At 59.7% G+C, this 13,424-nt stretch carries 9 protein-coding genes and 1 pseudogene; 8 read left to right on the plus strand and 2 right to left on the minus strand.

Annotation, left to right across the window (positions count from 1 at the left end; genetic code table 11):
• Nucleotides 1–2 precede the first annotated feature (2 nt).
• Nucleotides 3–1,496, minus strand: coding sequence for an aldehyde dehydrogenase family protein (locus ACZ9H3_RS19185; protein ID WP_099773556.1), 1,494 nt, complete (start codon nucleotides 1,494–1,496; stop codon nucleotides 3–5).
• A 222-nt stretch (nucleotides 1,497–1,718) separates the two neighbouring features.
• Here ACZ9H3_RS19185 and ACZ9H3_RS19190 point away from each other — a divergent pair.
• Nucleotides 1,719–2,255, plus strand: a pseudogene (locus ACZ9H3_RS19190) (S-type pyocin domain-containing protein); the annotation flags it as partial.
• Nucleotides 2,256–2,991: 736 nt separating this feature from the next.
• Here the strand turns inward: ACZ9H3_RS19190 and ACZ9H3_RS19195 are convergent.
• Nucleotides 2,992–4,617 (minus strand): methyl-accepting chemotaxis protein, encoded by a 1,626-nt coding sequence (locus ACZ9H3_RS19195; protein ID WP_476222004.1) that lies wholly within the window; start codon nucleotides 4,615–4,617, stop codon nucleotides 2,992–2,994.
• 482 nt (nucleotides 4,618–5,099) lie between these two features.
• Here ACZ9H3_RS19195 and peaA point away from each other — a divergent pair, with 482 nt between their 5' ends.
• The 7 genes from peaA to ACZ9H3_RS19230 all read left to right on the plus strand — a co-directional run bounded on the left by peaA (nucleotide 5,100) and on the right by ACZ9H3_RS19230 (nucleotide 13,331).
• A complete protein-coding gene (gene peaA, locus ACZ9H3_RS19200; protein ID WP_476222006.1) occupies nucleotides 5,100–6,677 on the plus strand; it encodes a quinohemoprotein amine dehydrogenase subunit alpha in 1,578 nt (525 codons plus the stop codon).
• A gap of 78 nt (nucleotides 6,678–6,755) precedes the next feature.
• On the plus strand, nucleotides 6,756–8,186 hold the full coding sequence (peaB, locus tag ACZ9H3_RS19205; protein ID WP_476222008.1) for a quinohemoprotein amine dehydrogenase maturation protein: 1,431 nt from the start codon (nucleotides 6,756–6,758) through the stop codon (nucleotides 8,184–8,186).
• Nucleotide 8,187: 1 nt separating this feature from the next.
• A complete protein-coding gene (gene qhpC, locus ACZ9H3_RS19210) occupies nucleotides 8,188–8,511 on the plus strand; it encodes a quinohemoprotein amine dehydrogenase subunit gamma (RefSeq protein ID WP_065759130.1) in 324 nt (107 codons plus the stop codon).
• A gap of 29 nt (nucleotides 8,512–8,540) precedes the next feature.
• Nucleotides 8,541–9,659 (plus strand): quinohemoprotein amine dehydrogenase subunit beta, encoded by a 1,119-nt coding sequence (gene peaD, locus ACZ9H3_RS19215; protein WP_476222010.1) that lies wholly within the window; start codon nucleotides 8,541–8,543, stop codon nucleotides 9,657–9,659.
• A 162-nt stretch (nucleotides 9,660–9,821) separates the two neighbouring features.
• Entirely contained in the window at nucleotides 9,822–10,898 is a 1,077-nt protein-coding gene (locus tag ACZ9H3_RS19220; protein WP_454242164.1) for a sensor domain-containing diguanylate cyclase, read from the plus strand.
• Nucleotides 10,899–11,034: 136 nt separating this feature from the next.
• Nucleotides 11,035–12,642 carry a tetratricopeptide repeat-containing response regulator gene (locus ACZ9H3_RS19225; protein ID WP_065759128.1) on the plus strand — a complete coding sequence of 536 codons (1,608 nt, stop codon included), beginning with the start codon at nucleotides 11,035–11,037 and terminating at the stop codon, nucleotides 12,640–12,642.
• Nucleotides 12,639–13,331: a sensor histidine kinase gene (locus ACZ9H3_RS19230; RefSeq protein WP_476222012.1), complete on the plus strand. Its 693-nt coding sequence runs from the start codon at nucleotides 12,639–12,641 to the stop codon at nucleotides 13,329–13,331. The genes ACZ9H3_RS19225 and ACZ9H3_RS19230 overlap by 4 nt, the downstream gene beginning before the upstream one ends.
• Nucleotides 13,332–13,424 lie beyond the last annotated feature (93 nt).

A 13,424-nucleotide genomic window follows, 5' to 3' on the forward strand; every position in this document is an offset into this window, starting at 1 on the left:
GCTTACAGCTTGATCAACACCGACTTGAGCTCGGTGTAGTGCTCGATGGCCGCTGCGCCCATCTCGCGGCCCACACCGGACATCTTGTAGCCACCGAACGGCAGCGCCGGGTCGAGGGCGCTGTGGCAGTTGACCCAGACTGAGCCGGAGCGAATGCGTGGGATCATCCGGTGGACGGCGGCCAGGTCGTTCGACCAGATACTTGCCCCCAGACCATAAGGGCTGTCGTTGGCCATGCGCAGGGCGTCGGCCTCGTCATCGAATGGAATCGCCACCAGCACCGGGCCGAATATTTCTTCCTGCACCAGTGGGTGACGCTGATCGACATCGACGATGACCGTTGGTTTGACGAAGTAGCCGGGGCCGAACTGTTCACCACCACAGGCAATGCTGGCACCGCTGTTGCGGCCTTGTTCGATGTAGTTGAACACCCGCTGTTGCTGCCGTGCGGAAATCAGCGGGCCCATCTCTACGCTAGGGTCCAGGCCGTTGCCGAGCTTCATGGCGTTGGCAATACCGGCGATATCGGCGACCACATTGTCAAAATGCTTGCGCTGCACATACAGCCGCGAACCGGCGCAGCAGACCTGCCCCTGATTGAAGAAAATCGCACTGGCAGCACCCGCCGCCGCGCTGGCAAGGTCGGCATCGGCCATGACGATGGTGGGTGATTTACCGCCCAGCTCCAGGGTGACCCGGGTCATGTTGTCCATGGCGATCTTGCCGATCTGCTGGCCGACAGCGGTCGAGCCGGTGAAGGTCAGCTTATCCACCCGTGGGTTACGGGTCAGGGCATCGCCAGCGACGACGCCGGTGCCGGTGACCACGTTGAAGACCCCGGCCGGGTAGCCGGCTTCGAGGGCCAGTTCGGCCAGCTTGAGGGCGCTCAACGGCGTTTCATCGGCGGGCTTGAGTACCACCGTACACCCGGTTGCCAGCGCCGGGCCGAGCTTCCAGCAGGCCAGCAGCAGCGGGAAGTTCCAGGCCACGATAGCGCCGACGACACCGACGGCTTCACGGCGAATGAAACCGTGAAACTGATCAGCGGGCATCAGCGGCATCGACACATCCACCGTGCTGCCTTCGACCTTGGTGGCCCAGCCGGCCATGTAGCGCAGAAAGTCGATGGACAGCTGCACGTCCATCACCCGTGCCACGGCGGCGCTCTTGCCGTTGTTCAGGCATTCGAGCTGGGCCACGATCTCGGCGTCCCGCTCCAGCAGGTCAGCCAGGCGCCACAACAGGTTCTGCCGTTCGCGCGGGCGGGTGCGGCTCCACTCAGAGTCGTCAAAGGCCTTGCGGGCGGCGAGCACGGCGCGTTCGACATCGGCTGGCGTGGCGCTGGGCACCTGGCACAACGGTTCGCCAGTGGCAGGGTTGCGCAGCGTCATCAGCGCACCGTCGGTGGCTTCAACCCAATCGGCACCGATCAACATACGGGGAGCACGCTGCAGAAACGCCTCAACGGCAGGCAGCAGGGGGGCAGTGGCGGACATGGCAAACCTCGTTCTTGTGAGTGAATGCCGTGGGTATTCGCAACCCTTGTGCCAAGCTCAAGAACCCCTGAAAACAGGGGGCTTGGCTGCTCGAGGTGGGTTCTGGCGTCTCAAACTGAGACAGTGTTGAGACGCGACAACTGCTTTTATGACGCGAGCTACATCACGGTTCAGACGATCGCTAATCAGGGGTGAGCTTGCCCGCTGTAGAATTAATTGCCGGACTTCAGGGGTTGTATTTACTGCTTCCCGGTTGAAAGTGGCCTGCCGCCAACTTACGTTGTTTTCAATAGTCCTTATAAAGGGGCAACTACGAGAGGAAAGTACAGTAATCGACTATTCAATCCCGCCAAAGCCGGAGGCCCAATTCTGGATTTGGATTGGACCTGCGCTACCGTGACGCAAGAGGGCATTGACTTGGTGAAATTGCATACGGGACGTTTCAGCCATTCGGACGCCAATGCCATCATGATTGAGCGTTTGGAGAAGATCCTGCAGGGTGAATTGGAAATTATGGCTGTCGACAAACGTTTTTATACTCATGAACTCAGAGAGCTGGAGCGATTCAGAGCATTAGGGGTGGCTGACGGTGTAGATCCGAATGACGAGGGTGTCATTTGGAATAATACTCACTCCGCGACGCTGGAAGACTACAAGCTCAAGGATGCTTTTGAATTACTCTATTCACCTGATGCTATAGATGCGGATGATAAGCAAAGGGAGAAAGAGTACAAGCAAATGGGAGGGGCAAAGCGATGAGTGTCATAAGAACGATTGTGCTAAATGAGGAGCCTGAAGAGGTAATCCTGTTTCTCACTAAGAACGAATTGGGTATCTCACTGCCTCAGCTTGATGGCCTTTATAACAGAGCCAACTGGGCTCACGTGACAGATAGCTGGGGGCTATTGAGCCTCGTCAAGAGCATGTGCAACGCCGGCTTTATCCAATATAGCGGGACCGGAGTTGTCAGAGGGCCCAACTGGAGAGAGCCGGCGTTCATGCGTGAAGGGAAATATACGTTTGATTGATGGTGCCTAGTGTTTGTATTCACGGCTTACTTATGTGTTTCTCTAGCCGCTTTTTTTTGTTCTGGCGTTCTACCAGCAGGCGATTTTCGGGTGAGAACTTTAGCGCTCAATGGTTTTGGGCGTGCTTTGTCGGGGCGATGGTTTGGGGGATGGTGCAACTAAACGTCGCCCGCTACGGCCATGTTTTGTTTTTTCCGTCCACCCAGGGGTTTCTTATCGATAACTATTGGGGGAGGTGGGTCGCTTTCGTAAGCGCGCTGCTTCAAACCGCATGTATTCCCAGCAAAGCGCCATCCAAGCGCTGGTTTTCAAGGAAGTAGGCGCATGATGGTATGGGCTGATATGAGCATGGAACGCAAGCCAGCCTGCCTGGAGAGCGCTTTCGGCGGGAATGAAATAATCCCCCCTTCATCGCCTCCAGGGAAGCTCTGAAAACAACGCCCTGCGCAGAGGGCGTTGCTGCAGGGTCAGACTTTGAACTGTGCCACCAGCCCGTTCAGTTGCACGGCCAGGTGTGCCAGTGATTGGCTGGCGGCGTTGCTCTGGTTGGCGCCGGCCGAGGTTTGCATCGACAGGTCGCGGATGTTGATCAGGTTGCGATCTACCTCGCGGGCGACTTGGGCCTGCTCCTCGCTGGCACTGGCAATCACCAGGTTGCGTTCGTTGATGGCGGCAATGGCCTGGGTAATCTGTTCCAGCGCATGGCCTGAGGCCAGTGCGGCATCCAGGGTGGCGTGTGCCCGTTCATTGCTGCTGCGCATGGCGCTGACTGCGCCCTCGGTACCCTGTTCGATGGTGCCGATCATCGACTCGATTTCCTGGGTCGACTGCTGAGTGCGGTGCGCCAGTGCCCGCACTTCATCGGCCACCACGGCAAAACCACGGCCCGCATCACCTGCACGCGCCGCTTCGATCGCGGCGTTGAGGGCCAGCAGGTTGGTCTGCTCGGCAATCGCACGAATCACTTCAAGCACCTGGCCGATGTTGCGCACATCACTGGCGAGGTGTTCAACCTGTTCACAGGTACGGGTGACGTCTTCGGCCAGCAGGCCAATGGAATCTACGGTCTGTTGCACTTGCTGACGACCATGGCGTGCGGTCTGGTCGGTTTCGCCCGAGGCCTCGGAGGTGCTGACCGCATTGCGGGCCACTTCCTCGACCGCGGTGGTCATTTCGTTGACCGCCGTTGCCGCCTGTTCCACTTCGTTGCTCTGCTGGAGCAGGGTTTTGGTGGAGTCATTGGTGACGGCTTGCAACTCTTCTGCGGCCGACGCCAGTTGGCTGGAAGAGTCGGCGATGCGCTGAATGGTCGTGCGCAGGCTGGCCTGCATGCGCTTGAGTGCGTGCAGCAGTTGTGCCGGTTCGTCGCTGCCGACCACGGTCACTTCGCTGCACAGATCGCCACTGGCGATCACTTCGGCGACGCTCACGGCCTGGCTCAGCGGGCGCACGATGCTGCGGGTCAGGACAATGGCAAGTACAACCGTCAATAGCACGACGACAATCATCATGGTCATGACCAGTTCATTGGCATTACTGAATACCGTGTCGCTTTCCAGCGAGGCCTGCTTAGCCCCTTGTTTGTTCAGGTCGATCAGTGTGATCAAGGCCTTGACCATGGCATCCGCATGCTCATAGAGGGTGCCGTTGGCAACATCAATGGCTTGGTCTTGATGCCCTTGCTGCGCCAGCGCGCTGAGTTTTTCCTGCTCAGCCATGTACAGCGCCTTGGCGCGCTTGAAGCCTTCGTAGGCGACCTTTTCTTCGTCCAGGCTAATGAGCTGCTCATAGTTGTGCTGTTGAGTTTGCAGCTGTTGCTTGAGCTCAGAAAGACGTTCCAGGTTGCTTCGCATGTCCGCGTCGGTGCGTACGGTCAGCAGGCGCAGGGTGATTGTCCGTATGCGCGATACGCTCAGAGCCGTGTCATTGAGGGCGAGAATCGAAGGCAGCCAGTTGCGATCAACCACACGCGACTGTTCGTTCATGCGGCGCATTTCCAACAGCGAGAAGCTTCCGAGCAGCAGCGCCATCAGCGCGATCAAGGCAAAGCCAAGGCCCGCGCGGCGGGAAATTTTCATCGTTCTCAAGAGCATCTGTGTATTCCTTGTGGCAGCAACAAGCGCGACCTGCGAAGCCATTCGCGGGCCAGCGTCAATGCGGCGCTCTTAGGGTGGTAGACCACGGCGTCGTCAGGTTGTGCAGGCAAGGGGTGATGCAACGCACCGTCGAGTCACGCGAGAGGTGCTTGTCTTATGATGGTTTTTTATGACATGCAGGGCGTGGGAGCCCTGATGGAAAGTGGCTCAATGATGGCATTTTGTGCCAGAACGGTAAAGTGCAAGCCGTTCTGTCGCGCCGTCTCAGAGTGCTACAGCTGTCGCGAAATTAAACGCAGCGCAAGCGGTAAAAGTGCTGGAAGCCCTGTAGGAGCGGGGTTTTGAGTTCTTGGCATGCAATATGTATCGCTACTGACAGTACCTCTTCAGCCTGTGCATTGCCTGATCCATCCCGGCCGGCAGGAAGAGACCACTAAAAAACAACGATAAGAATAAGCCCCGTGGGAGGTCAGACATCGATGAAGAGAACATTCCGGTTCGCCAGTGCCGGTGGCCTGCTGGCGTTGGCGGTAAGCCTTGCCTTGCAGCCCCAGACCAGCCAGGCACGCGAAGCCCAGGCCATCCTCAAGGAAACCTGCATGGGTTGCCATACGCCTGAGGGTGAGAATGCCTTTAGCCGTATCAGCCATCAGCGCAAAACCCCCGAGGGGTGGCTGATGAGCATTGCGCGCATGCAGACCATGCACCAGCTGAAGATCAGCGATGAAGATCGTCGCACCCTGGTCAAGTACCTGGCCGACAACCAAGGCCTGGCACCCAGCGAAACCGACGGTGTGCGTTATGCATTGGAGCGTCGCCTGAACACCGTCGAGCAGTTCGACGACCAGACCAAGCAGATGTGTGGCCGTTGCCACTCGGGGGCACGGGTGGCCTTGCAGCGTCGCCCGGCGCAGGAGTGGGAGCACCTGGTGAACTTCCACCTCGGCCAGTGGCCGTCGCTGGAGTATCAGGCACTGTCTCGCGACCGCGACTGGTTCGACCTGGCCCGCAAGGAAATGGTGCCATTGCTGGCCAAGCGTTACCCGCTCGACAGCAAGGCCTGGGCCGACTGGCAAAAATCGATGCCCAAGGCTCAGGCTCTGGCTGGTGACTGGACGTTCAGCGGCCACCTGCCAGGCAAGGGCGAGCTTAACGGGGTGATGAAGGTTACCGCTGCCGAGGGCGATCATTTCACCCTCAGTGTTGATGGCCAGTACGCCGATGGCAGCCCGTTCAAGGGCCAGGGTACGGCCATTCTCTACAGTGGTTATGAGTGGCGCGGTAACGTCGATATCGACGGGGTGAAAATGCGCCAGGTTTTTGCTGCCAATGGCGCGCAGCTCAAGGGCCGGATGTTTGAGACCGCGCACGATGAGCGTGGCCTGGACTTTATCGCCGCGCGGCACGATCACCCACAACTGCTGGCGGTTCAGCCGGGTTACCTGAAGGCCGGCAGCGAAACCGAAGTCAGCCTGATCGGCAGCGGCCTGAACGGTACGCCATCGTTCGGCAAGGGGGTCGAAGTGGTCAAGGTGCTGGAGCAGAGCCCGCAACGTGTGCGCGTGCTGCTCAAGGCCGCGGCCGATGCTCCGGCCGGGTTGCGCGAGGTGACTGTCGGTGCACTCAAGGGCCAGCAATTGGCGGTGTACCGCGACATTGCCGAGGTCAAGGTAGTGCCGGCGTTCTCGGTGGCCCGTATCGGTGACAACGGTGGTTCGACACCGAAGGTTCAAGGCCGCTTCGACGCCGAAGCCTGGGGCCGCAGCGCGGACGGCAAGGCCTACCGCATTGGTGTGTTCCCGGCGCAATGGAAGGTCGAGCCGTTTGATGACCGTGCCCGCGAGGATGAAGACGTCAAGTTTGCCGGCAGCATGCAGGCCGATGCGGGTGTGTTCACCCCAGGCGGTGCCGGGCCAAACCCGGCGCGCAAGATGTCGACCAACAACGCCGGCAACCTCAAGGTCATTGCGGCGGTGGACGATGCAGGCAAAGCCCACACGGGTGAGGGGCATCTGATCGTCACTGTTCAGCGCTGGAACAATCCACCGATTCCTTGATACGGGCCTGTTACCCCAGCCATATCAGCGGAATGAAAAGGGGGCCGGCAATGCCCGGCCCCGCTTGAGGAGGTTGCGATGGGCGTTACCTTGAACCTGGTGGAGCGCAACCTGCACGAAGTGCAGGTTGATGACGCACGCATGTTGTTCCATATCCCCAGCAGCTCGCTGTTCGCCAGCGATGCGCTGACCGGGGAAATCATCGACGTCCTGCGTGGTGAGGGCTGTTCCAGCGAAACGCTGCAGCAGCGCCTGGCCCCGCGTTTTGGCGGCGAGCAAATCAATGAAACCCTGCGCGAGCTGATCGCCCTGGAACTGGTCAGCGACGGTTCGCCGTTGACCCCCGAAGTGGCGACCAGGCGGGTCGAGCGCACGGCGATCAACACGGTGGTGTTGAACGTCAACACCGGCTGTAACCTGAGCTGCACCTACTGCTACAAAGAGGACCTGGACAAGCCTTCGCAAGGCAAGCGGATGGATGTCGAGACCGCCGTGGCCTCGGTGGAAATGCTGCTCAAGGAGTCGCCGGACGAGTCGGTCTACACCGTGGTGTTCTTCGGCGGCGAGCCGCTGAGCAACCGCAAGCTGATCGAGTACATGGTCGACTACTGCGAGCGGCGTTTCAGTGAGGCGGGCAAGCGGGTCGAGTTCGTCATGACCACTAATGCCACCTTGCTCACCGAAGACATCGTCGACTACCTCAATGCCCACCGATTCGGTTTGTCGGTGAGTATCGACGGGCCGAAGACCGTGCACGATCGTAATCGCATCACGGTCGGTGGGCAGGGCACCTACGATGTGGTTCGGCGCAAGGTCGACATGTTGCTGTCGCGCTATGACAGCCGCCCGGTCGGCGCCCGTGTCACCCTGACCCGGGGCGTCACCGATGTCGAAACCATCTGGAACCACCTGTTCAACGAACTGGGCTTTGCGGAGGTCGGCTTTGCGCCGGTGACCTCTGGCGATATCAGCGATTACAACCTGAGTAGCGAAGAGATGGTACAGGTGTTCGCCAACATGAAAGCCCTCGGGCGGCGTTACCTGGAGGCAGCGCTGGAGCACCGAAGCATCGGTTTCTCCAACCTGCACCAGTTGATCACCGACATTCATGAAGGGCACAAGAAGGCGCTGCCTTGCGGGGCCGGGCTGAAGATGCTGGCGGTCGATCACAAGGGGGAGTTGAACCTCTGTCATCGCTTCACCGGCTCGTCGTTGCCAACGTTCGGTAACGTCCACAGCGGGGTCAAGCAGGTCGAGCTCAACGACTTTCTCTCGCAGCGCCTGGACCGCACCAACACCGGGTGCGACAGCTGCCGCATTCGCAACCTGTGCTCAGGCGGCTGCTACCACGAGAGCTACGCCCGTTACGGCGACCCCGCTCACCCGACCTATCACTACTGCGAACTGATGCGTGACTGGGTGGACTTCGGCATCGAAGTCTACAGCCGGATCATGGCCGAGAACCCGGCCTTCATCAGCCGCTACATCACTCCGCGCAAGGTCCACTGACATGAAGCATCTCAAGCCGATCAATAACAAAGCGCTCAAGCTCGAACAGGCTGCCGACGAGAACCGCATTGAAGAGGTTGTGGCCATGAACTCGGTGGCCGGATGTGCCTCGACCACGGACCCGGGCTGGGAAATCGATGCCTTCGGTGGCGTTTCGTCGCTGTGCCAACCGATGGAATCAGACCTGTATGGTTGCTCTGACCCTTGCTGGTGGCCGGCCCAGGTGCCGGACATGATGAGCACCTACCCGGACTGGAACAAAGACGCCCAGGCCTCCAACGACAATTGGCGCAACCTGGGGACCGTGTTCCCGGAAGACAAATGAGCCCCCAGCCGAACAAGAGGGATACCCGCATGCTTCAGACTGCAACGCGCGGCCTGGCCGCCATTCTGGTGCTTGGCGCCTGCTCCGGGCCACTGTTGGCCGACGAGGGCAAGGCGCTCAACCGTGGCCACGAGTACATGGTCACCACCAACTACCCGAACAACCTGCACATTCTCGACCTGGCCACCGACAGCCTCTACAAGACCTGCCAGATGCCGGACGCCTTTGGGCCGGGCACCGTGCAACTGTCGCCAGACCGCACAATTGCCTATGTGTTGAACAACCATTACGCCGACATCTACGGGGTCGAGCTGGACACCTGCAAACAGGTGTTCCATGCCAGCATTACCCAGCAGCCGGGGGAAAAGGCTCGTTCAATTTTTTCCTTCACTGTCAGCCATGATGGCAAGGAGTTGTACACCGTCGCCAACCCGACACGGATGCTCAACGATCGCTATGAAGTGCAGCAGCCGCGCCTGGATGTCTACGCCACCAATGCCGGCATGAGTGCCAAGCCCGTGCGCAGCTTCCCGGCGCCACGCCAGCTGACCATCATGCAGACCGGTGACGACGGCAGCCTGTACATCGCCGGGCCGGACATCTACAAGGTCAACGTGCAGACCGGCAAGTTCGACGTGCTGGTGCCGAGCCGGCACTGGAAGCGCCCGCTGTACAGCGCCCCGGATGTGCTCTACGTGTGGAACCAGCAGACCTACCGGCATGATTTCTCGCTGCTCTACACGGCCGCCAAGTTCAAGGACAAGAAGGAAGACCCGGCAACCGCTGACTATGTTTACGGCTTCTTCAACATCGACCTGGCCACCGGCAAGACCAAGACTGTCGACTTTGGCCCGCTGACCGAGATCTACTTCAGCGGCATGGTGTCGCCCAAGGACCCTAACCTGGTCTTTGGCGTGCTCAACCGCTTGGCCAAGTACGACATCAAGCAGAAGAAAATGCTCCAGGCAGCCACCCTGGATCACTCCTACTACTGCATCTCGTTCAACAAGGCTGGCAGCAAGATCTACCTGGCTGGTACCTTCAACGATGTGGCGATTTTCGATGCCGACAGTCTGAAGCCACTGGGCAAGATCAAGTTGCCGGGGGGTGACATGGCAATCACCACGGCGCAGGTCTTTACCCGCTAGTAGAACCGGCGTGGATCTGGCGAGTCGATCAGGCTCGCCAGTTCCCGCCTCACCGAAACGGACCATCGGGTTAGCAGGCTTTTGTGTACAACTTGCTTCGATTAAGATGGCGATTAGCCATTTATTATCGAGTGCCCCGCTGTCATGACGGCAGTCCTGAACGTGCTACTTCTCTGGATGTGCCTTGGCATCGTGGTGCTGCTGATAGTGTGGCGCCGTGCGCTGCACCGCGAGCGCGACCTGAGTGCTCGCCTGGCTGAGCTTCAGGCGCAACTGGCGGGCTCGCCGCCGGGCGTTTGCAGCCAATGTGCCCAAGCGCGCGACATCCTCCCTGATGACATCGAGCGTTTCAAACGCAGCCAGTACTTTGCCCGTATCGGCACATGGGACTGGGATGTCGACACCGAGCAGTTGTACTGGTCTGAAGCCATCTACGGCATGTTCGGCTATCAGGTGGGCGAGATCACCCCCAGTTATGAACACTTCTGCAACAGTGTCCACCCGGACGACCGTCAGCAGGTCAGGGCGGGCGAGTTGCGCTGCATTGAAACCGGCGAAAACCATGACGAGGAGTACCGGGTGATCTGGCCCGATGGTACGGTGCGTTGGCTGCGCGAGACCGGCAATGTGATCAAGGACGCCCACGGCAAGGCCATCAAGATGATGGGCGTGGTACGCGACATCACCGAAGAAAAAGCCTGGGCCAACCAACTGCACAGCATGGCCCATCAGGATGCGCTGACTGGCCTGGCCAACCGCCTGGTCCTTGAGCAGCGGCTGTCGGCGGCACTTGAGCAGGCACGCATCCAGCGCACCCGAGTGGCGCTGATTTTTCTCGACCTCAATGGCTTCAAGGCGATCAACGACAGCTACGGTCATGCGGCGGGTGATCAGGTCCTGATTAGCACGGCCAAGCGCCTCAAGAATCTAGTGCGTACGGCCGATACAGTGGCACGTATCGGGGGCGATGAGTTCGTGCTGGTGCTCGAAGGTTTGTCGTCCGACCTGAACATACAACAAGAAATCCATGTGCTTTGCGAAATGATTATCCGGGCACTTTCAATGCCGATGGAGATTGCCAGTGAAACGTGTGTGATCGGCACCAGCCTGGGTGTGGCGGTATTTCCCGACCACGCCACGAGTATGGATAACCTGATCCACACCGCAGACCTGGCGATGTATGACGCCAAGCGCTCGGGGAACAATCAATATCGTCTGGGGAGCCAATTGGGTGTGTGACAGGGCGGTGTTGTATTGCGTGATAGCCCACTGTCGTTGGTTGTCAGCTACGCGCCGTAGTGGGCTGAAAGGCTGAGCCTGTCGTTGTAATCGTTGCGTGCGTGTGTCTCCTTACTACCCATGACAGGTTCCTTGGATGTTGGTTTACAGCCAAAAAAGTTTTCTTATCGTCGATGACTTCTCCGACTTCCGCAGCTCCGTGCGCTCCATGTTGCGCGAACTGGGCGTGCGAGACGTCGACACTGCTGACTGCGGCGAGCAGGCGCTGCGCATGTGTGCGCAGAAACGCTATGACTTTATCCTGCATGACTTTCACTTGGGCGATGGCAAGAAAAACGGCCAGCAAACCCTTGAAGACCTGATGGTCGACAAGCTCATTAGCCATGAGTGCGTGTTCATCATGGTCACGGCTGAGAGCAGCCAGGCAGTGGTGCTCAGTGCTCTGGAACATGAGCCTGATGCCTACCTGACCAAACCGTTCAACCGGATCGGCCTGGCCCAGCGGCTGGAAAAGCTGGTACAGCGCAAAACCTTGCTCAAGCCGATTCTGCAGGCGCTCGACCGTGGCAAACCCGCCGAGGTCCTGGCCGCGTGCGAGAACCTCTGCCGCCAGGACCAGCGTTTTGCGCCGTTGTGCCTGCGCTACCGGGCCAACGCCCTGCGTGACCTGAACCGCTATGAAGACCTTGAGCGATTCCTCAAGGCGATTCTCAGCAGCCGTGCCACGCCTTGGGCTTATGCCGCCCTTGGCGCATTACTGTTCAAACGTGGCCAGATCGGCCAGGCCCAGGGCATCTATGAGCAAGCCTTGAAGGCCTTCCCGCTGATGCCTGGCCTGTACGACGGCCTGGCCGACGTACTGACGGCCACCGGCGAAACCAAGCGCGCTCAAAGCGTGCTTGAAGAGGCGGTGCGCCTTTCGCCACTGGCAGTGCGTCGGCAGATGCTGTTGGGCAAGCTGGCGCTGGGCAACGAAGACTTCGACAGCGCTTCACGCGCCTACCGTCAGGCGGTCAGCCAGGGCCAGCACTCGCGTTTCAAAGACCCTGAAAGCAACCTGGGCCTGGCCCAGGCCTTGATCAGCAAGAACGGTGGCGGCGGCATGGATGCGCGTACGCGCGTAGAGATCAACTCGGCCTTGAGCGAAGTGGCCAAGGAGTACACCGACGATCAGGGCCTGCAGGTGCGCGCCCGCCTGATGAAAGCCACCAGCCTGATCAAGGCGGGCGACCCCGAGACCGCCGCCAAGCTCACCGAGCAGGCCATGGCTCGCATCGAGGGCATGGACCAGTTCTTCTCTGCCGAAGCCGCCTTGCTGGTGGCGACCCAACTGCAACAACTAGGGCAGGAAGCGGCCAGTAACGGCATCTTGAAGAACTGCGTTGAGGTGTATGGCGACGACCCGGCGGTGATGAAAAACATCGCAACCCTGACCGATGACCCGGCGATTCTGGGCGGTGGCAACGAAGCCGTCGACCTTAACCGCCAAGGCGTGCGCAGCTACCAGGCCGGCAACCTGGGTGGCGCTCTGGACCTGTTCCGTCGGGCACTGGTGTTGCAGCCGAAGAACATCAGTATCGCCCTGAACACTACCCAGGCACTGCTGCGCCTGGCCGGTGATACGCCAACCGCAGCCGTACTGGAAGAGTGCCGCGCCTGCCTCAGCCGGGTGGCCGGTATTCCTGAAAGTGACGCGCGCTACGAGCGCTATCGCAAACTGCACATACGGGCATTTGGTGGATGAGCGAAAACAAGCAGGGGCTCGACTTCTCCACGGTGATCGCCTCCACCGTACACGACATGAAAAACTCCCTGGCGATGCTCATGCAGACCCACAGCCAATGGCTGGCCCGTTTGCCTGATACGCAACGTGGCGGCAGTGACCTGGGCGTCATGGAACACGAATTCGCCCACCTCAACGGCATGCTGGTGCAACTGCTGGGCCTGTACAAACTGGGCGTCAACCAGTTGCCGATGTGCCCTGGCTACCATGAGCTGGACGACTTCATCGAAGCGCAACTGGCGGCTCACCAGGACGTACTGAGCCATCGCGACCTGCTGGCCAGCTACCGGATCGACACCGTCAACCCGCTGGGCTTCTTTGATCGTGAGCTGATTGGATCGGTGGTGTCCAACATCCTCAACAACGCCATCCGTTACGCCGGCCACGCCTTGCTTATAACCGTCAGCGAAGAAGACGACCAACTGCTACTGAGCGTCAACGATGACGGCCCGGGTTATCCCCTGCAGATGCTCGAACGCCAGAGCGACTACGTGCAGGGCATCAACCCCAGCAGCGGCAGCACCGGCCTGGGCCTCTACTTCGCGGCCCGCATTGCTGCGCTGCATGAACGCGATGGGCTGCAGGGGCGCATTGAAATCGGCAACGGCGGGCCGTTGGGTGGCGGCGTGTTCAGGCTCTACCTGCCGTAAGTGCGCTGTATCGTTGCCATTGTGCTAATACTCCAGCATGTAGCATGGCTTAATGCTGGAATATTGGCACTTTGGGTCTTCTGTACCGGCTTT

The sequence above is a fragment of the Pseudomonas sp. TE3910 genome (genome assembly GCF_056279025.1).